Origin of the sequence: Streptomyces sp. NBC_00572 (assembly GCF_026341815.1) — a bacterium.
In the GTDB taxonomy this organism is placed as follows: domain Bacteria; phylum Actinomycetota; class Actinomycetes; order Streptomycetales; family Streptomycetaceae; genus Streptomyces.
On the sequence record NZ_JAPENX010000001.1, the window covers coordinates 5,096,672 to 5,115,531 of the forward strand.

Here is an 18,860-nt window from a genome sequence, read left to right on the forward strand (position 1 = left end):
CGCGACACCGCCCCTGCACTTGAATGGGGACATGACACAGCAGCGGGGTGGGAAGGGTGCCGGGGCGGTCCTCGGCGCGGCGACGGTGACGACCGGACTGGTCGCGGGGGTGTGGTTCGCGTACGTCTGCTCGGTGATGCCGGCGCTGGCGCGCAGCGACGACCGGGTCTACGTCGAGGTGATGCGGAACATCAACGACGTGATCCAGAACCCGCTGTTCTTCAGCGTGTTCTTCGGGGCGACGATCCTCACGGCGGTGGCGGCCTGGCAGTACCGCGCCACCCGGGCGCGGGCCTGGATGTTCGCCGCGCTCGCCCTCTCGGTGGCCGTCTTCCTGGTCACCTCGGCGGTGAACGTGCCCCTCAACGACGCCCTCGCGGCCGCCAAGGATTTCTCGGCCGCCCGCGCCGCCTTCGAGGGCCCCTGGGTGGCGTGGAACATCGTCCGCGCGGTCCTCAGCACGGTGGGCCTCGCCTGCCTCCTCCGGGCCCTGTCGGTGCGGACCCGGTCCGGGGACTAGTCCCCGGACCCGGACAGGAACGGGCGGACGAACTCCCCGCCCCGGTCCCGCAGCAGTTCGTGCAGGGCGGCGAAGACCTCCGCCGAGCGCCGGCCCGGCCAGTCGTCGGGCAGGAGCTCGGCCGGGAGCACAGGGTCCGCGTACGGCAGGCGCCGCCAGGAGTCCAGGGCGAGCAGATAGTCCCGGTAGGCGTCCTCGGGGGTCGCCGGGGCCGTCCGCCAGGCCCGTAGCACCGGCTCGTGGGCGGCGAGGAACTCCTCGTGGAGCGCGGCGATCGCCGGCAGGTCCCACCAGCGGGCCACCGCCCCGGCCGTCGCCGCGTAGCCCAGGTGGTCGCCCCGGAAGAGGTCCACGTACGGGGAGAGCTCCAGTCGTTCCAGGGCGTTCCGGGTCTCCTCGTACAGCCGTGCGGGTGCGATCCAGACGCCGGGCGCCGCCGTGCCGAAGCCGAGGCGGGCGAGCCGGGAGCGCAGCAGGTGCCGCTTGTGCCGCTCGGCCTCGGGGACCGAGAAGACGGCGAGGACCCAGCCCTCGGCGAGCTTGGGCTCGGTACGGGCGTAGATGCGGCGGTCGCCGTCGTCCAGGAGCCTGCGGGCGTCGTCGGAGAGCGCGTACCCGGCGGCCCCGTCGGCCGTCCGGCCCGGCATCAGCAGTCCGCGCCGCTTGAGCCGCGACACCGAGGAGCGCACCGAGGGCGCGTCCACCCCGAGGACCGCGAGCAGCCGGATGAGCGCGGCCACCGGCATCGGCGACCCGTCGGGCGCACGGCCGTACGCGCCGTAGAGGGAGACGATCAGGGATCGGGGAGTGTGCTGCTCGGCCACGTGATCACTTTAGAGGGTGGTGCTCCGGTCACGCCCGGCCGTGCCGGGTGGCGGCCCGCTCACGCCGGGTCGCGCAGCCGGAAGCGCTGGAGTTTGCCGGTGGGCGTGCGCGGCAGTGCGTCGAGGAAGACGATCTCGCGGGGCGACTTGTACGGGGCGAGGCGGGCGCGGACGAAGGCCCGCAGCGCGGCGGCCGTGCCGGAGTCGCGTGGCACCCCGTCCCGCACGACCGCGTAGGCCACGACGACCTGTCCGCGCAGCTCGTCGGGGCGGCCGATCACCGCTGTCTCCACCACGTCGGGGTGGTCGAGGAGGACCTCCTCGACCTGCGGTCCCGCGATGTTGTACCCGGCCGAGATGATCATGTCGTCGGCCCGGGAGACATAGCGGAAGTAGCCGTCCGGCTCGCGGACGTAGGTGTCTCCCGTGACGTTCCAGCCCTCGCGTACGTACTCCGACTGGCGGGGATCGGCCAGATAGCGGCAGCCGACCGGGCCGCGCACGGCGAGCAGCCCCTCCTCGCCGTCCGGGACGCCCTTGCCGTCGTGGTCGACGATCCTGGCCTGCCAGCCGGGGACCGGGCGTCCGGTGGTGCCGGGGCGTATGTCGCCGTCGGCGGCGGAGATGAAGATGTGCAGGAGTTCGGTGGCGCCGATGCCGTTGATCAGGCGCAGCCCGGTGCGGGCGTACCAGGCCCTCCAGGTGGCCTCCGGCAGGTTCTCGCCGGCCGAGACGCAGCGGCGCAGCGAGCCGAGGTCCGGGGCGGTGCCCTGGGTCAGCTCGTCGAGCATGACCCGGTAGGCCGTGGGGGCGGTGAAGACCACCGAGATCCGGTGCCGCTCGATCGCGGCGAGCAGCTGCTTCGGTCCGGCCTGTTCGAGGAGGACCGCGCTCGCCCCGGCCCGCAGGGGGAAGACGACGAGCCCGCCGAGGCCGAAGGTGAAGGCGAGCGGCGGCGAACCGGCGAAGACGTCGTCGGGCAGCGGGCGCAGGACGTGCGCGGAGAAGGTGTCGGCGACGGCCAGGACGTCCCGGTGGAAGTGGACGCAGCCCTTGGGCCGCCCGGTCGTGCCGGAGGTGAAGGCGATGAGAGCCACGTCGTCGGCGGCCGTCTCCACGGCGGTGTACGGGCCGGGGCGGCGGGCGGCGAGGGCGAGGAGGTCGTCGGGTCCCTCCCCGCCGAAGGTGGTGATGCGGAGCCCCGGGATCCGGGCGTTGTGGAGTTCGTCGACGGTGTGGACGTCGCAGAGGGCGTGGGTGCAGCGGGCCGCGTCGGCCATCACGGCCAGCTCGGGGGCGCGCTGCTGGGCCAGGACGGTGACGGCGACCGCGCCCGCCTTCATCACGGCGAGCCAGCAGGCGGCGAGCCAGGGAGTGGTGGGGCCGCGGAGGAGGACCCGGTTGCCGGGCTGGACCCGCAGGTCGGAGGTGAGGACATGGGCGATGCGGTCGACCCGGTCCTGGAGGTCCCCGTAGGTCCAGACGCCGCCCTCGCCGTCGTGGAAGGCGGGCCGGTCGGCGCCGAATCGTTCCGTCGTACGGTCGAGGAGTTCCGCGCCGCAGTTGAGCCGGTCGGGGTACGCCAGCTCCGGGAGGTCGAAGAGGAGACGCGGCCACCGGTCCGGCGGGGGCAGCCGGTCGCGGGCGAACGTGTCGAGATGGGCCGAGGGTGTCAGCTCCATGAGTCCGTCCCCCTGTCGTGGTGGGGTCGTCCGTCGCCCCACGAGCGTATCGTGTTGGTGACGGCAGTCAACGGTTCGCGACAAGGGTGCTTGCGAGCACCCCGACGGAGGCGCCGGACGGCACAGGGACGCCGGACGGCACAGGGACGAAGACGCCCGAGGGCGTCAGAGAGGGCCCACATGCCCGCATTCTCGCTCGATCCGGAACAGACCACCTGGTGTGCGGAGCTCCGCACCCTCGCCGCCGAACGCCTGAAGCCCCTCGCCGACAAGGGCGAACCGGGCCGGGTCAACCGCCCCCTCGTCGCCGCGCTCGGCGAGCTCGGCCTCCTCGCCCGGCTCTTCGACGCCGGCGCCCTCGAACTCTGCCTCCTGCGCGAATCCCTCGCCCGGACCTGCACCGAGGCCGAGACCGCCCTCGCCCTCCAGGGCCTCGGCACCCACCCCGTCGCCGCCTTCGGCACCCCCGCGCAGCGCGCCCGCTGGCTCCCCGAGGCCACCGAGGGACGGGCCGTCGCCGCCTTCGCGCTCTCCGAGCCCGACGCGGGCTCCGACGCCGCCGCACTCGCCCTTGAGGCCCGTCCCGACGGCGCAGGGGGCTGGCGCCTCCACGGAGAGAAGCGCTGGATCTCCAACGCCCCCGAAGCCGACTTCGCCACCGTCTTCGCCCGCACCACCCCGGGCGCCGGAGCCCGGGGCGTCACCGCCTTCCTCGTCCCCGCCGACCGGCCCGGTCTCGGCGGCGAGGCCCTCGACATGCTCGCCCCGCACGCCCTCGGCACCCTCACCTTCGACGGCGTCCCCGTCGGCCCCGAGGACCTGCTCGGCGAACCCGACCGGGGCTTCCGGGTCGCCATGCACACCCTCAACCTCTTCCGGCCCAGCGTCGGGGCCTTCGCCGTCGGCATGGCCCAGGCCGCCCTGGACGCCGCCCTCGCCCACACCGCCGGCCGCCCCGCCTTCGGCGGACACCTCGCCGACCTCCAGGCCGTCGCGCACCGCATCGCCGAGATGGCCACCCGTACCGAGGCCGCCCGTCTCCTCGTGTACGCGGCGGCCACCGCGTACGACGAGGGCGATCCCGACGTGCCCCGGCGCTCCGCCATGGCCAAGCTCCTCGCCACCGAGACCGCCCAGTACGTCGTCGACGCCGCCGTCCAACTCCACGGCGCCCGAGCCCTGCAGCGCGGCCATCTCCTCGAACACCTCTACCGAGAGGTCCGCGCACCCCGGATCTACGAGGGGGCCACCGAGGTCCAGCGCACGATCATCGCCAAGGAGCTGTACGCGTCCCACCGCCGCGCCGTCAACGGGAGCCAGGAGGAGCCGACGTCATGAGCCTGCACCGGCACAACCCCGCCGAACTCGCCCCGCCCACCGGCTTCTCCCACGCCGTGACCGCCACCGGCACCCGGCTCGTCTTCCTCGCCGGTCAGACCGCCCTCGACAGCGAGGGCACCGTCGTGGGGGACACCCTCGCCGAGCAGTTCACCACCGCGCTCGGCAATCTGCTCACCGCCCTGCGCCACGCCGGCGGCACCCCGGCCGACCTCGCCCGCGTCACCGTCTACACCACCGACGTCGAGGGCTACCGCACCCACGCATCCGAACTCGGGCGCATCTGGCGCCGGTTGGCCGGCCGTGACTACCCGGCGATGGCCGTGATCGGAGTCGTACGCCTCTGGGACGAGCAGGCCCAGGTGGAGCTGGACGGCTTCGCGGTCCTGGACGAGCCCGCGCACGCTTGATCAATTGGTCACCCACGCGGGCCGGGCTTAGTGTCGAAAGGTGGACTGACCGGCCCACGGCGCCTCAAGTGAGGGCGTGATGCGCCATGAATAGCCATGAGTAGCACACCCGAGCCGAAGACACCGACGGCGACCGTCCCCCGCAAGAGCGGCGGAGACGGCAAGGGCATCGCCCTGTTCGTGATCGCCTCGTGTCAGCTGATGGTGGTCCTCGACATCACCATCGTGAACATCGCGCTCCCACACATCCAGACCGCGCTGGACTTCTCCACCACCAGCCTGTCCTGGGTGGTCAACGCCTACACCCTGACCTTCGGCGGCCTGCTCCTCCTGGGCGGACGCGCCGGCGACATCCTGGGCCGGCGGCGCGTGTTCATCTTCGGCGTGCTGCTCTTCGGACTGGCGTCGCTCTTCTGCGGACTCGCGCAGAGCGAGTGGCAACTCCTCGCGGCACGCGCCCTCCAGGGCGTCGGCGGCGCGATCGCCTCACCGACCTCGCTCTCCCTCATCACCACGACGTTCGACGAAGGCCCGGAGCGCAACCGGGCCTTCGGCGTCTTCGCGGGCGTCTCGGCCGGCGGCGGCGCGATCGGCCTCGTCGCGGGCGGCATGCTCGTCCAATGGCTCGACTGGCGCTGGATCTTCTTCGTCAACGTACCGATCGCGCTGATCATCGCCTTCCTCACCCCGCGACACGTCAAGGAGTCCGAGCGGCACCCAGGCCACTTCGACCTGGCCGGCGCGCTCACCTCCACGCTCGGCATGGTGGCTCTGGTGTACGGGTTCATCCGGGCCGCCCAGGAGGGCTGGAGCGATCCGTACACGATCGGCTCGTTCATCGCGGCGGCCGTCCTCCTGGCCACGTTCATCCTGATCGAGCGGCGCTCCCAGCAACCCATCACGCCCCTGCACATGTTCGCCGACCGCAACCGCTCGGGCACCTACGTCATCATGCTCTGCCTGGCGGCGGCCATCTTCGGGATGTTCTTCTTCCTGACCCTGTTCGTCCAGCAGGTGCTGGGCTTCAGCCCCCTGACGACAGGGCTCGCGTTCCTGCCGATCAGCGCGATCATCGGGGTCGGCGCGGCCCTCACGTCCAACCTGCTGCCCCGGTACGGCCCCAAGCCCTTCATGGTGACGGGTTCGGTGCTCGCCGCGGCGGGACTGTCGTGGCTGACCCTGACCGACGTCGACTCCACCTATCTGGGCAGCATTCTCGGGCCGATCCTCGTCTTCGGCCTCGGCATGGGCCTGATGTTCGTCTCCTTGACCATCATGGCGCTGTCGAACGTCGAACCCCGTGAGTCGGGTGCCGCGTCCGGACTGCTCAACGCCATGCAGCAGGTGGGTGGCTCGCTGGGTCTCTCGATCCTGGTGACGGTCTTCGGCACGGCCAGCCGCAACGAGGCGGACAAGCAGGTCCCCGCCTTCCTCTCCCAGGCCGGCCCGCTGGAGAAGGCCCAGTTCGCCAAGACCGGCCAACTGCCCGCCCCTTGGGGCGACCAGGTGCTGACCTCCGGCGTCACCGCGGGTTTCGTCACGGCGGCCATCTTCGCCGTGGTCGGCGCGCTGGTAGCCGTCTTCGTGATCCAGGTCCGCGCCTCCGACATCGAACGCCTCAAGGGCGGGATTCCGGGGCCGGGCGGCTGAACCACCTCGGCCGGATCTCCCCGGCCGCATCCCCGCCCACGAACGCCCGACCGAAAGGTCGGGCGTTCGTGCGCGACAGGGTCTGCCCCAAGTCGTCGAATAGCCATGTGTCGGCCTTGGGTGAACGGGAATGGCCCCATGTGGAGCGATTGTTCCGCGGCGCTCCGCATTGCCGTTGCGGCAGGTACATACCTTTTTGCTCGCCGCGGAAAAACCGCCTGACACGTCCCGCTCTGTGATCACGCACCACCGATGAGGTGCACTGCCACAAGATGTCCAGCTTCGGCATCGCTGCAGGTAACGGGCTGGTCAACACCCCTTAGCCGCACGTCTGTTCGCGTAGTCTGCGCATGTCCCTCCGATGCCGGAACCGGCACGGGGAATGAATATCCGAGGAGATGTGAGTGCAAGGCATACGTAGATGGGGGCCGGTAGCGGGTGCGCTGACGCTACTGGCGGGGGCCTTTCAGGGAATTCAGGCCTCCCCGGCAGCCGCAGCCGACTGCTGGCGCGCCTCTTGTGAGGGCAAGGACCCCATTCAGATGGGATGTGATGCCGATGCCCAGATCCTGCAGCAGATCACCGAGTCGGATGGCTCGGTCTCGATCCGGCTGATGTGGTCACCGCAATGTCAGGGGGTATGGGCGAAGGTCTCACGCGATCTCGACACGTCGCCCGACTACGTGTACCTGACGCTGTGGGCTACCCGTGATCCCGACGGCGGCATCCAGCTCTACGACTCGCCGGGCCTTCTCGGCGACGGTGTGGCGGGCGCCTACACCAAGATGCAGAACTGGAAGGGCACGACGGCGAAGGCGTGTTGGAACGACGTCAACGCCCAGTTCGACCCGGCCCCGATGAAGTACGTCATCAACGACCCCAATGTCACCTATGACAAGCCGGTCGACTTGAGCCTCCCGATCCAGCACGGCCGCTGCACGGACTGGATGTAAGGAAGATGATGCGCAAAACACGTCTCAGAAAATACTTCGCCATGAACCCGCTGTTGGTCATGAGCGTGGTGGCTGCATCCGTCGCCCTCGTTCCGCTGGCTTCCGCGGACCCCGCGGTGGCGCCCGCCGCCGCGGACACCACGACGCCCCGCCTGTTCGCCACGCCCGGCAAGGACCTGGGGTCGGAGTACGCCGCTTCGTCGGACGCGATCGTGCAGGCCACCGGCGACGCCGAGGGGCTGCACATCCTCTCGGCGAAGGAGAGCGACGGGTTCTCCTTCTACGAGATCGCCCGCCTCAACCGCAAGGAACTGTCCGAGGTCGGCCCCTGGACGGGCTACGTCTGCACCACCGGTTCGGGGAACTACGCGGCGGCCGTCTACGCCCCGTCGGCCTGGTCCAACGAGCCCGGCGCGTACTGGAACGGCGCCTTCGCCGCGGTGATCCGTCTCTCCGACGGCAAGGTCACCGAGATTCCCGACCGGGTGCAACTGGCGTACTTCTCGCCGGGCTGTGGAACGGGCGACGAGGTGGCGTTCACCTCCAGCTCGGCCACCGACACCTCCGTCGGCTCGACGACGGTGATCTCGGTCGACGCGGCCACGGGATCGGTCTCCTCCCGCCGCACGGCCGAAGGCTTCGTGACCCACGTCACGCCCACGAAGGACGGCACCGTCGGCGTGCTCGCCGGCAACCTCGTCGACCTGAAGGGCAACGGCAAGAAGCTGTCCGCCCGCAAGCTCTCCAAGGTGCCCGGCCCGATGTTCGCGCTGACCGCCTCGAAGAACGGCGCCGTGGACATCGGCACGGTCCAGGGCGAGAGCAGTGTCATCTCCCGCTTCAACGGCAAGAACTTCACCGAACTGGGCCGCGCCCCCAAGGGGAAGGTCAAGCTCCTCCCCGTGGCCGACGGCGCAGCTGTCGTCGGTGACGTGAAGGGGATCGACACCAGCAAGGCCCCGGGCCTTGCCAAGCACGCGGTGGACGGCCGGGTGGCCGGTATCTCCCGCCACGGTCACCTGGTGACCAACTCGCTGTTCTCCGAGCAGATGAAGGGCATCACCAAGCGCATCGGTACGCCGTCGACCGAGGGCGCCGGAACCCTGAACGTCGAGGCCACCGCAGTCAAGACCGGTGCGAAGGCCACCAAGCTCGTGGACGCGGACCGCAAGCGGCCGCAGTCGGACTCCTCGCTGCCGATGGACCCGGCCGCGTTCATCACGGCCGATGACGACGATCCGCGCAACTGCGGTGAGGGCGACCCGGAGACGAAGTGTCTGTCCGGATACGGTGCGCCCGTCTGGGGCAAGGTCGGGACGATGGAGACCCCCTGCATCGTCAAGCGTAACGACCCCAAGCGTCAGGCGCTCCAGGCCAGCGCGAACCAGGTCGAGTGGGCGGTCGACCAGGCCGTTCACGGCCAGTTGAACATCTCGCGCCCGCAGAACTGGCACGACACCGGTCTCCCCGCGTACACCCCGCAGGGCCTGTTCCCCAAGCCGGAACTGACCGGCGGAGGCGACATTCCCGCGCAGGTCATGCTGGGCATCCTGGCCCAGGAGTCCAACTTCAAGCAGGCCTCCTGGCACTCCATGAACGGTGACTCGGGCAACGTCACCCGGTCCGACTGGCTCGGCAACCAGAACGGCACCCACGGGTACCCCAACCGGGCCAAGGCCGACTGCGGCTACGGCATCGCCCAGGTGACGACCGGCATGTCCGAGCTGCACGACACGCAGCTCGACCCCACCCGCGCCGGCGCCGTCACCACGGACTACGCGGCGAACATCGCCGCCGGTCTGGGCATCCTGGCCGAGAAGTGGAACCAGCTCAAGGCCCTGGGCATGAAGGCCAACAACGGCAGCCCGGCCTACATCGAGAACTGGTACATGGCGCTGTGGGGCTACAACTCCGGCGTCTACACCTCCGGCAAGGTCGGCGTCGGCTTCTTCAACAACCCGATCAACCCGGAATACCCCGCCGACCGGCAGCCGTTCCTGCGCTACAGCTACAACGACGCCTCCCGCCCCGGCGAGTGGAACTACTCGGAGAAGATCCTCGGCTGGGCGGAAGTCCCGCAGATGACCTGGAACGGTGAAGAGTCGTACTCCGAGCCGAACATGCCGATGGGCGTCATCAAGGTGGCCCCGAAGAACCTGTTCTGCACCCCGGCCATCAACGCGTGCAACCCGTCCGCGGCCGACCCGTGCCCGACCTGGGACGACCAGTGCCGCTGGAGCGGCAGCGCGGACTGGATGGGCCCGCAGAGCACCAGCAACTCCAGTACCGAGAAGCTCAGTTACTCGCTCGGTTCCGGGGAGCCCGCCCTCCAGAGCAAGTACGGTCACGGCCCGTGCTTCGGCCACCCGGGCCCCTACACCAGCGCCATCATCGTCGATGACCTCGGACAGCACGAGGACACCTACGACTGCGGGGACTTCGAGGGAGCCGACGACGGCAAGTTCACCCTCCAGTCCGGTGACAACATCACCACGCTGAGGAACGACGGCACCTACCGCGCGACCCCCTACATCGCCAACATCGACCTTCACCAGCTGGGCGCCGGGTACGACCACCACGTCTACTTCACGCACAGCTACGACTACAGCCAGCCCTTCCACCGGGTCACCGGCCGCTGGCAGGTCAACCAGAAGAAGCTGCCGTCCGGGGACCAGCCCGGCCAGCGCTACAAGGTCTACCTCCACCTGCCCAGTCACGCCGCGGAGGCGGTCGTCCGGTACGACTTCATCCCGGGCGAGAACACGGCGGGCGCAAAGGCCGACTTCTGCAACGTCAACCAGGCGACCCGCAGCGCGGGCAAGGACACCTGGTTCGAGATGGGCACCTTCACCTTCTGGAAGGGTGGCCGGATCGAGATGGACAACATCCAGAAGGGCGCCACCGGAGACGACAACGTCGTGTTCGACGCGATGGCCTTCGTTCCGTACATCTACAAGGAGCCGGGCCCGTGCTCGCTCGTCGACGGTGGCCTGTGATCCGCGCTGCCATCCGTGTTCCCGTCGTGCTGATGACCGTCGTCATCGGCACGGCGGGAGCCGTCTCCTGCAGCCGGGACAACAGCCCCGGTACGGCGGCGTCCCGGAGTCCGAAGGCCGCGGAAGCCCGTCCCGAGCCGGCCAAGCCCACGGCGCGGACCGCGCCACGTGCCGCCGATCTGCCGAAGCACGCGGTGGCCAGCGACAAGCGGCCCACCTTCGGCGCGGCGGACACGATGGCCACGGGATACACCGGGAAGGATTTCCTCGCCGGGCTTTCGAAGGACTGGAAGCTGAAACTCGACAAGCCCGTCGAGCAGGAGATGCCCGACGGAAAGAAGAGGACCTACGTCAACGGGCGCGGTGGGAGCGGGGCGACGGTTTCGGCCGGATACGCCGATCACGAGGACATGTCTTCCCTTGTGTGCAGAACCGGCACGAAGCAATCCGACGGCCTTGACTTCCTCACCGCCTGCACCGGGTTGGACGTGGCGGGAGTCGACCACGCAAAGGCGTCCTCGTGGCTCCGGCAGGCGAAGAAGGAGACCGATTCCCTGTACGGGAAGAAGGTCGCCGAGACCGGTAACAAGAAGGAGTACGTCGTGAGCGCGGTGTTCACCTCGGGGCCCGTGGCAATGGTCCTGCACCGGGCGTACGACAAGTACTCGCTGAGGATCCTCGGCGGCGCGGTGGCGCAGGACAAGTAGCCGGGCTTCCGTACGCGAAGGCCCCTGCCGGCGACGGCAGGGGCCTTCGTCGCGCATCCGCCGGACAGAGGTCAGCAGATGAGTGCGGTCTTCGCCTTGTAGTCCTGCATCTCGCCCGCCTCCCAGCCGGCTTCCTTCAGGCCCTCCATCAGAGCTGCCGTGTCGCCGCACAGGCGGGGACGCTGCTTGTCCAGGTAGGACTTGACGCCTTCGGGGCTCAGCTCCTCCCACGTCTCTTTCATGTCCTGGTTCTTCTCGTGCGCGTAGGAGAACTCGACCCATTCCTTTTCCTGGTCGTTCAGGCGGGATGTGTCGACAGATCCGCTACTTCCTCCGCACGCGGCGACCATGAGGGTGCATGCCACCACGAGACATATGCGCGCTTTCTTCACGATGCTCTCTTCCGAGTAGATCCAGGAGGCGCAATTGTATGCACCCCGCCGAATCTGCGGGGATGCAGATCGGGCGGGGTGCGGGGGAGTTGTCCTGCGTATTCTCAGATATCCCGGAAGATCTCGATCTGGGCGCCGATCGAGTTGAGGCGCTCCGCGAGGTCCTCGTAACCGCGGTTGATGACGTACACGTTGCGCAGGACCGAGGTGCCCTCGGCCGCCATCATCGCGAGGAGGACGACCACCGCGGGGCGCAGGGCCGGCGGGCACATCATCTCGGCGGCGCGCCAGCGGGTGGGGCCCTCCACCAGGACCCGGTGGGGGTCCAGGAGTTGGAGGCGGCCGCCGAGGCGGTTGAGGTCCGTGAGGTAGATGGCCCGGTTGTCGTAGACCCAGTCGTGGATGAGGGTCTTGCCCTGGGCGGTGGCCGCGATCGCCGCGAAGAACGGCACGTTGTCGATGTTCAGGCCGGGAAACGGCATCGGGTGGATCTTGTCGATCGGCGCCTCCAGCTTGGAGGGACGGACCGTCAGGTCGACCAGGCGCGTCCGGCCGTTGTCCGCCGGGTACTCGGCCGAGCGGTCGTGGTCGAGGCCCATCTCCTCCAGGACCGCGAGCTCGATCTCCATGAACTCGATCGGGACGCGGCGGATCGTCAGCTCCGACTCGGTGACCACTGCGGCGGCGAGCAGGCTCATCGCCTCGACCGGGTCCTCGGAGGGGGAGTAGTCGACGTCCACGTCGATCTGCGGCACGCCGTGCACGGTGAGGGTGGTGGTGCCGATGCCGTCGACCCGTACGCCGAGGGCCTCCAGGAAGAAGCACAGGTCCTGGACCATGTAGTTGGAGGAGGCGTTGCGGATGACGGTCACGCCGTCGTGCCGGGCGGCGGCGAGCAGCGCGTTCTCGGTGACGGTGTCCCCGCGCTCGGTCAGCACGATGGGGCGGTCGGGGGAGACGGAGCGCTCGACCTGGGCGTGGTAGATGCCCTCGGTCGCGGTGATGTCGAGGCCGAAGCGGCGCAGCGCGATCATGTGCGGCTCGATCGTGCGCGTACCGAGGTCGCAGCCGCCGGCGTACGGCAGCTTGAAGCGGTCCATGCGGTGCAGCAGCGGGCCGAAGAACATGATGATCGAGCGGGTGCGGATCGCGGCCTCGGCGTCGATGGACTCCATGTCCAGCTCGGCGGGCGGCAGGATCTCCAGGTCGACGCCGTCGTTGATCCAGCGGGTACGGACCCCGATGGAGTTGAGGACCTCCAGGAGCCGGAAGACCTCCTCGATGCGGGCGACCCGGCGCAGGACCGTGCGGCCCTTGTTGAGGAGGGAGGCGCAGAGGAGCGCGACACAGGCGTTCTTGCTCGTCTTGACGTCGATGGAGCCCGAGAGCCGGCGGCGGCCGACGACCCTGAGGTGCATCGGTCCCGCGTAACCCAGGGACACGATCTCGCTGTCGAGGGCTTCGCCGATCCGGGCGATCATCTCAAGGCTGATGTTCTGGTTGCCGCGCTCGATCCGGTTGACGGCGCTCTGGCTCGTGGCCAGTGCTTCGGCGAGCTGCGTCTGTGTCCAGCCACGGTGCTGCCGGGCGTCACGGATGAGCTTGCCGATGCGTACGAGGTAGTCGTCTGCCATGGCGTCACGTTATCTCAGATATGAGATGCCACTCGCCGTTGGGGTGGGCCGTCAGGGTGACAGGCCGTGCGCGGTCGGGTGACGCGGTTCGTACAGGGGGAGTTCGGTCCCGCTCGGCAGCCGTACGGCGGCGAGCAGACCCCAGCCCTGATCGGTGATGGCGCGTGAGATCTCCGCGCCCTTGTCCTCCAGGTCCGTCAGGGTCGCGGTGAGGTCGTCGCACATGAGGTAGAGCTCGTGCTTCGGCTCCTCCGTCGTCGGGTGGACGGCGACCTCGGCGGGCGGCAGCTTGAAGATGAGCCAGCCGCGCCCGGCGTCCACGTGCGGGAAGCCGGCGACGTCCTTGAGGAAGGCACGGTCGGCCTCCGCGTCCCGCGTGTAGAGGATCACATGCGCGCCACTGAACATGTTCCGATCCTCGACCGCCCACACGGCCGCGGCAATTCATCCGCGGCCGTACGGGCGGGCAGGTGTACGGGGACGGGGCCGGAGGGTCAGTGTGCCGCGCAGCCGCACGCCCGGTGGCGGCCGCCGTGCACCGCGGCGTACATCGAGGGCCTGGGCGCGGACATCGAGCGGGCCGGACCCGCGGAGGCCGTACGGCCCGAGGCCGACTCGGCGTCGTGGACCACCCGGCCGCCGACCAGCGTGAGCCGCACCGTGGTGTCGCTGATGTCGGCCACCGGACGTTCCGTTACATCCCGGTCGAGCAGCAGGAGATCGGCGGCCCGTCCTGCCCGGATCGTCCCCGTCTCCCCGTCCATGCGCAGCTGCCGTGCCGTGCCGTAGGTGTGCATCCGCAGCGCCGAGGTGCGGCTCAGGCCGGCGCCGTGACCCGGGCCTACGAGCAGTGGTGCCGGGAGCGCCGCAAGGTGCCGTCGGTGATCGCCTTCGACCCGGACGACGCGCCCGGCCACGCCTTCGACCGGGCCTTCTCCGACCGTGCTGCGACGCCGTCCACTCGGTCTACGACCCCGGCGGCCGGCAGGTCCGGGCGGCGGCGGCCCGCCACGGCCTGCGGATACCCGACGACCTGCTGCTCGTCTGCGCCGGCGAGGATCCGGCCTACGCCGACACCGGCCCGTCCGTGACCATGGTGACGCTGCGGCCGGAAACGATCGCGGAGACGGCCATCGCGACCCTGGTCGCCCGGCTCGACCCGCGCTGCCCAGTCCCGCGCCGGGTGGCCTGATGGTTCCGGCCCGACTCCACCCGCGCGCCTCGACCCGCCCAAGGGGCGAGTGAGGGCCGTGTTCGTGGCATGGCGCGGCGGCCGGCCGGCCGGACGGTCCTCAGGAAGACGGCCGTCACAGCCATGCCGGGCATGACCGGGCGGCGGGGATGCACTAGAGTTATCTCGACATCGAGATAACTGCTTACGGCGCACCGCGGCCGCCCACCTGGTAAGGGTTACCTAACTAAGCCTTACCTTAGCGGATCGGCGAGGAGTCGTGGCGGCAGCATGGCGGTAATACGCGCACATTGATGAAGGAGACTGTCGTGTCGGCGAACAGCTTCGACGCCCGCAGCACGCTGCGCGTGGGCGACGAGTCGTACGAGATCTTCAAGCTGGACAAGGTCGAGGGCTCCGCGCGCCTCCCTTACAGCCTGAAGGTCCTCCTGGAGAACCTGCTCCGCACCGAGGACGGCGCGAACATCACCGCCGACCACATCCGGGCCCTCGGTGGCTGGGACTCGCAGGCCCAGCCGAGCCAGGAGATCCAGTTCACGCCGGCCCGCGTGATCATGCAGGACTTCACCGGCGTTCCCTGTGTCGTCGACCTCGCCACCATGCGTGAGGCCGTCGCGGCGCTCGGCGGCGACCCGGCGAAGATCAACCCGCTCTCCCCGGCCGAGATGGTCATCGACCACTCCGTCATCGCCGACAAGTTCGGCACGAACTCCGCCTTCGCGGAGAACGTCGAGCTGGAGTACGGCCGCAACAAGGAGCGCTACCAGTTCCTGCGCTGGGGCCAGACCGCCTTCGACGACTTCAAGGTCGTCCCCCCGGGCACCGGCATCGTCCACCAGGTGAACATCGAGCACCTGGCCCGTACGGTCATGGTCCGCAACGGCCAGGCGTACCCCGACACCCTCGTCGGCACCGACTCCCACACCACCATGGTCAACGGCCTCGGTGTGCTGGGCTGGGGCGTCGGCGGCATCGAGGCCGAGGCCGCGATGCTCGGCCAGCCGGTCTCCATGCTCATCCCGCGCGTCGTCGGCTTCAAGCTGACCGGCGAGCTCCCGGCCGGCACCACCGCCACCGACCTGGTCCTCACGATCACCGAGATGCTGCGCAAGCACGGCGTCGTCGGCAAGTTCGTCGAGTTCTACGGTGAGGGCGTCGCCGCCACCTCCCTCGCGAACCGCGCCACCATCGGCAACATGTCGCCGGAGTTCGGCTCCACCGCCGCCGTCTTCCCGATCGACGGCGAGACCCTGAGCTACCTCAAGCTGACCGGCCGCTCCGCGCAGCAGGTCGCGCTCGTCGAGGCGTACGCCAAGGAGCAGGGCCTCTGGCTCGACCCGGCCGCCGAGCCCGACTTCTCCGAGAGGCTGGAGCTCGACCTCTCCACGGTCGTCCCCTCCATCGCCGGCCCGAAGCGCCCGCAGGACCGCATCGTCCTCGCGAACGCCGCCCAGCAGTTCGCCCAGGACGTCCGCAACTACGTCGACGAGGTCGACGAGGCGGGCAAGGAGTCCTTCCCGGCCTCCGACGCCCCGGCGAACCACCCCAACGGCGCCCCGTCGAAGCCCGTCCTCGTGACGGCCCCCGACGGCTCGACGTACGAGATCGACCACGGCGCCGTCACCGTCGCCGCGATCACCTCCTGCACCAACACGTCGAACCCGTACGTGATGGTCGCCGCCGCGCTCGTCGCGAAGAAGGCCGTCGAGAAGGGCCTGACCCGCAAGCCGTGGGTCAAGACCACCCTCGCCCCGGGCTCGAAGGTCGTCACCGACTACTTCGACAAGGCGGGTCTCACCCCGTACCTCGACAAGGTCGGCTTCAACCTCGTCGGCTACGGCTGCACCACCTGCATCGGCAACTCCGGCCCGCTGCCGGAGGAGGTCTCCAAGGCCGTCAACGAGCACGACCTGGCCGTGACCTCGGTGCTCTCGGGCAACCGCAACTTCGAGGGTCGCATCAACCCCGACGTCAAGATGAACTACCTGGCCTCCCCGCCACTGGTCGTCGCGTACGCCCTCGCGGGTTCCATGAAGGTGGACATCACCAAGGACGTCCTCGGCGTCGACCAGGACGGCAAGCCCGTCTACCTGGCCGACATCTGGCCGACGGAGGCCGAGGTCAACGACGTCGTCGCCAACGCCATCGGCGAGGACATGTTCAACAAGTCCTACCAGGACGTCTTCGCGGGCGACGCCCAGTGGCAGGCGCTGTCGATCCCGACCGGCAACACCTTCGAGTGGGACACCGAGTCCACCTACGTCCGCAAGCCCCCGTACTTCGAGGGCATGACCATGGAGACCACCCCGGTCACCGACATCGTCGGCGCCCGGGTGCTGGCCAAGCTGGGCGACTCGGTCACCACCGACCACATCTCCCCGGCCGGCGCCATCAAGGCCGACACCCCGGCCGGCAAGTACCTCACCGAGCACGGTGTGGAGCGTCGTGACTTCAACTCCTACGGCTCGCGCCGTGGCAACCACGAGGTCATGATCCGCGGCACCTTCGCCAACATCCGCCTGCGCAACCAGATCGCGCCGGGCACCGAGGGCGGCTTCACCCGCGACTTCACCGTCGAGGGCGCGCCCGTGTCGTTCATCTACGACGCCTCGCAGAACTACCAGGCCGCCGGCACCCCGCTGGTCATCCTGGGCGGCAAGGAGTACGGCTCCGGCTCGTCCCGCGACTGGGCCGCCAAGGGCACCGCGCTCCTCGGCGTCAAGGCCGTCATCACCGAGTCGTACGAGCGCATCCACCGCTCGAACCTCATCGGCATGGGCGTCCTGCCGCTCCAGTTCCCGGCCGGTCAGTCCGCCGACTCGCTCGGCCTGACCGGCGAGGAGACCTTCTCCATCGCGGGCGTCACGGAGCTGAACGAGGGCACCACGCCGAGCACGGTCAAGGTCACCACCGACACCGGTGTCGAGTTCGACGCGGTCGTCCGCATCGACACCCCCGGTGAGGCGGACTACTACCGCAACGGCGGCATCATGCAGTACGTGCTCCGCAACCTCATCCGTGGCTGAACGCAGCCGCGGCTGACACCGGCGCGGATCCGGTAACGGGAAGGGCCCCGCTCCTCGGAAGAGGAGCGGGGCCCTTTCGTCGTGCCTCGCGGCTGCGGATCAGCGGATCCGAAGATCAGCGGATCCGAAGACCAGCGGATCAGAAGATCTCGCGGAAGCCGTTCCAGCCGGAGGTGCCGATCTTCACGCGACCGGTGTACGGGCTGGACGGGTTGCCCGTGCCCTTGTACAGCCACAGCGCGCCGGCGCTGTCGCGGGCGACCAGGTCGGCCCGGCTGTCGAAGTTCAGGTCACCCGAGGAGGCGATGAGGTTGTAGCCGTTCCAGCCGCTGCCGATGCGGGTGCGGGTGGTGAAGGGCGACTTGTAGTTGCCGGTGCCCTTGTACAGCCACAGCACGCCGGAACGGTCGCGGGCGACCACGTCGGCCCGGCCGTCACCGGAGACGTCGCCCTTGCCGGCGATCTGGGTGTAGGCGTTCCAGCCGCTGCCGACCCGGTAGCGCTGGGTCAGGCCGCCGTTGCCGTAGCCCAGGTAGTGCCAGAGCACACCGGAGCTGTCGCGGGCGAGCAGGTCGTCCGCCACGCCGCCGCCGGTGTTGGCGGCGGAGATGATCTTGTTGTAGGCGCCCCAGCCGCCACCGAGGTCGCGCGGAGCACCCACCTCGGCGTAGTTCAGACGGCCGTTGCGGACGGCGTAGAAGCCGTCGGAGCCGCCGTCGCCGTCCATGTCGGCCTGGCTGAAGTGCTTGTGGCTGTTCCAGCCCGTGCCGGAGTTGTCCGCGAGGCGCTGGATGGTGCCCCCGCCGACCGGCTGGTAGCCCCAGATGGTGCCCGCGCTGTTGACGCCGTAGAGGAAGTTCCGCGGCGTCGCGGCGGCGGTGGAGGCGGCCGAGAAGGCGCTCGCGTTCGAGGCCTTCTGCTCGGCGCCGAAGGAGGCGCTGGGCGCGTCCGCCGCGACCGCGGCGGTGGTGGTGCTCACGAGGGCGGCGGTTATCGCCGCGACCGTCACGCGGGACAGGACGCGCGAGCGGTTCAGGCCAGAAGAGTTGGCCACGTAGTACTCCAGAGTGAGAGGAAAGGGAGGTTCCACCGTTCGTCCGTACACGAGGACGGAGACGGCCGGACCCCCATGATCCCGGATCGTCCTTACAGGAACTTCACCAGGAGGGGGGTCTGTGACACAACTGTTTCGATCCCGGCCGTATGCCCTATTTGCACCCCTCGTATCGGGGTGTCGACGCCCTTAGCCGCGCCATGGCCCTCCAGTACGGGTAGTCCTGAGGCACTGTCAAGGGCATTGACGGACGGATGGTTGGACGAAACGCCGCAGATCGCGCGTGCTTATCCCGGAGGTCTCAACTCGGGAAAGATGGCCGTGAAAACCTGCTTTCGATCTTGCTCAGGCGAAGGGAAGTGGACTATACCTGTCGGCGTCCAGCCAGTCGTATCCATCACACGACGGCCCGACGCCTGCACGACCCGGCTGCAAATGACCGCGGTGGCGGGGCCCTTCGCCTGTGGCGAGAGTACGGGCGA

General features: G+C 69.5%; 16 protein-coding genes. 9 read left to right on the forward strand and 7 right to left on the reverse strand.

The features are described from left to right. The first annotated feature begins 31 nt into the window (after positions 1–31). Positions 32–520 carry a DUF1772 domain-containing protein gene (locus tag OG514_RS23430; protein ID WP_266897848.1) on the forward strand — a complete coding sequence of 163 codons (489 nt, stop codon included), beginning with the start codon at positions 32–34 and terminating at the stop codon, positions 518–520. Here OG514_RS23430 and OG514_RS23435 read toward each other — a convergent pair. Both OG514_RS23435 and OG514_RS23440 read right to left on the reverse strand, forming a co-directional pair. Continuing rightward, positions 517–1,344 (reverse strand): PaaX family transcriptional regulator C-terminal domain-containing protein, encoded by an 828-nt coding sequence (locus OG514_RS23435; protein ID WP_266897850.1) that lies wholly within the window; start codon positions 1,342–1,344, stop codon positions 517–519. The two genes, OG514_RS23430 and OG514_RS23435, sit on opposite strands and share 4 nt — an antisense overlap. Before the next feature lie 59 nt (positions 1,345–1,403). Then, complete coding sequence (locus tag OG514_RS23440; protein ID WP_266897852.1) at positions 1,404–3,026, reverse strand: AMP-binding protein; 1,623 nt, start codon at positions 3,024–3,026, stop codon at positions 1,404–1,406. 180 nt (positions 3,027–3,206) lie between these two features. Between OG514_RS23440 and OG514_RS23445 the strand changes: the two genes are divergently transcribed. The 6 genes from OG514_RS23445 to OG514_RS23470 all read left to right on the forward strand — a co-directional run bounded on the left by OG514_RS23445 (position 3,207) and on the right by OG514_RS23470 (position 11,080). Further along, positions 3,207–4,364 (forward strand): acyl-CoA dehydrogenase family protein, encoded by a 1,158-nt coding sequence (locus tag OG514_RS23445; RefSeq protein ID WP_266897884.1) that lies wholly within the window; start codon positions 3,207–3,209, stop codon positions 4,362–4,364. Continuing rightward, positions 4,361–4,774, forward strand: coding sequence for a RidA family protein (locus tag OG514_RS23450; protein ID WP_266897886.1), 414 nt, complete (start codon positions 4,361–4,363; stop codon positions 4,772–4,774). The genes OG514_RS23445 and OG514_RS23450 overlap by 4 nt, the downstream gene beginning before the upstream one ends. Before the next feature lie 96 nt (positions 4,775–4,870). Next, positions 4,871–6,424, forward strand: a complete 1,554-nt coding sequence (locus tag OG514_RS23455; RefSeq protein WP_266897888.1) for an MFS transporter — start codon at positions 4,871–4,873, stop codon at positions 6,422–6,424. 404 nt (positions 6,425–6,828) lie between these two features. Then, entirely contained in the window at positions 6,829–7,377 is a 549-nt protein-coding gene (locus OG514_RS23460) for a DUF2690 domain-containing protein (RefSeq protein ID WP_266897890.1), read from the forward strand. A gap of 41 nt (positions 7,378–7,418) precedes the next feature. Next, complete coding sequence (locus OG514_RS23465) at positions 7,419–10,373, forward strand: hypothetical protein (RefSeq protein ID WP_266897892.1); 2,955 nt, start codon at positions 7,419–7,421, stop codon at positions 10,371–10,373. Positions 10,374–10,567: 194 nt separating this feature from the next. Next, positions 10,568–11,080 (forward strand): hypothetical protein, encoded by a 513-nt coding sequence (locus OG514_RS23470; RefSeq protein WP_266897894.1) that lies wholly within the window; start codon positions 10,568–10,570, stop codon positions 11,078–11,080. A 71-nt stretch (positions 11,081–11,151) separates the two neighbouring features. On the opposite strand, the gene OG514_RS23475 is transcribed toward OG514_RS23470, so the two are convergent. From OG514_RS23475 to OG514_RS23490, 4 genes are all read right to left on the reverse strand, one after another. Then, complete coding sequence (locus OG514_RS23475; RefSeq protein WP_266897896.1) at positions 11,152–11,472, reverse strand: hypothetical protein; 321 nt, start codon at positions 11,470–11,472, stop codon at positions 11,152–11,154. 104 nt (positions 11,473–11,576) lie between these two features. Continuing rightward, positions 11,577–13,106: a UDP-N-acetylglucosamine 1-carboxyvinyltransferase gene (locus OG514_RS23480; RefSeq protein WP_266897898.1), complete on the reverse strand. Its 1,530-nt coding sequence runs from the start codon at positions 13,104–13,106 to the stop codon at positions 11,577–11,579. Between the two features lie 51 nt (positions 13,107–13,157). Beyond that, positions 13,158–13,514, reverse strand: coding sequence for a VOC family protein (locus OG514_RS23485; protein WP_266897900.1), 357 nt, complete (start codon positions 13,512–13,514; stop codon positions 13,158–13,160). An 86-nt stretch (positions 13,515–13,600) separates the two neighbouring features. After that, positions 13,601–14,023 carry an amidohydrolase family protein gene (locus OG514_RS23490; protein WP_266897902.1) on the reverse strand — a complete coding sequence of 141 codons (423 nt, stop codon included), beginning with the start codon at positions 14,021–14,023 and terminating at the stop codon, positions 13,601–13,603. On the opposite strand from OG514_RS23490, the gene OG514_RS23495 reads away from it, so the two are divergent. Both OG514_RS23495 and acnA read left to right on the forward strand, forming a co-directional pair. Then, entirely contained in the window at positions 13,960–14,298 is a 339-nt protein-coding gene (locus OG514_RS23495) for a substrate-binding domain-containing protein (RefSeq protein ID WP_266897904.1), read from the forward strand. The genes OG514_RS23490 and OG514_RS23495 overlap by 64 nt on opposite strands. A 308-nt stretch (positions 14,299–14,606) precedes the next feature. Further along, complete coding sequence (acnA, locus tag OG514_RS23500; protein WP_323181591.1) at positions 14,607–17,324, forward strand: aconitate hydratase AcnA; 2,718 nt, start codon at positions 14,607–14,609, stop codon at positions 17,322–17,324. 139 nt (positions 17,325–17,463) lie between these two features. Here acnA and OG514_RS23505 read toward each other — a convergent pair whose 3' ends face one another. Then, on the reverse strand, positions 17,464–18,378 hold the full coding sequence (locus tag OG514_RS23505; protein WP_266897908.1) for a VCBS repeat-containing protein: 915 nt from the start codon (positions 18,376–18,378) through the stop codon (positions 17,464–17,466). Between the last annotated feature and the right edge of the window lie 482 nt (positions 18,379–18,860).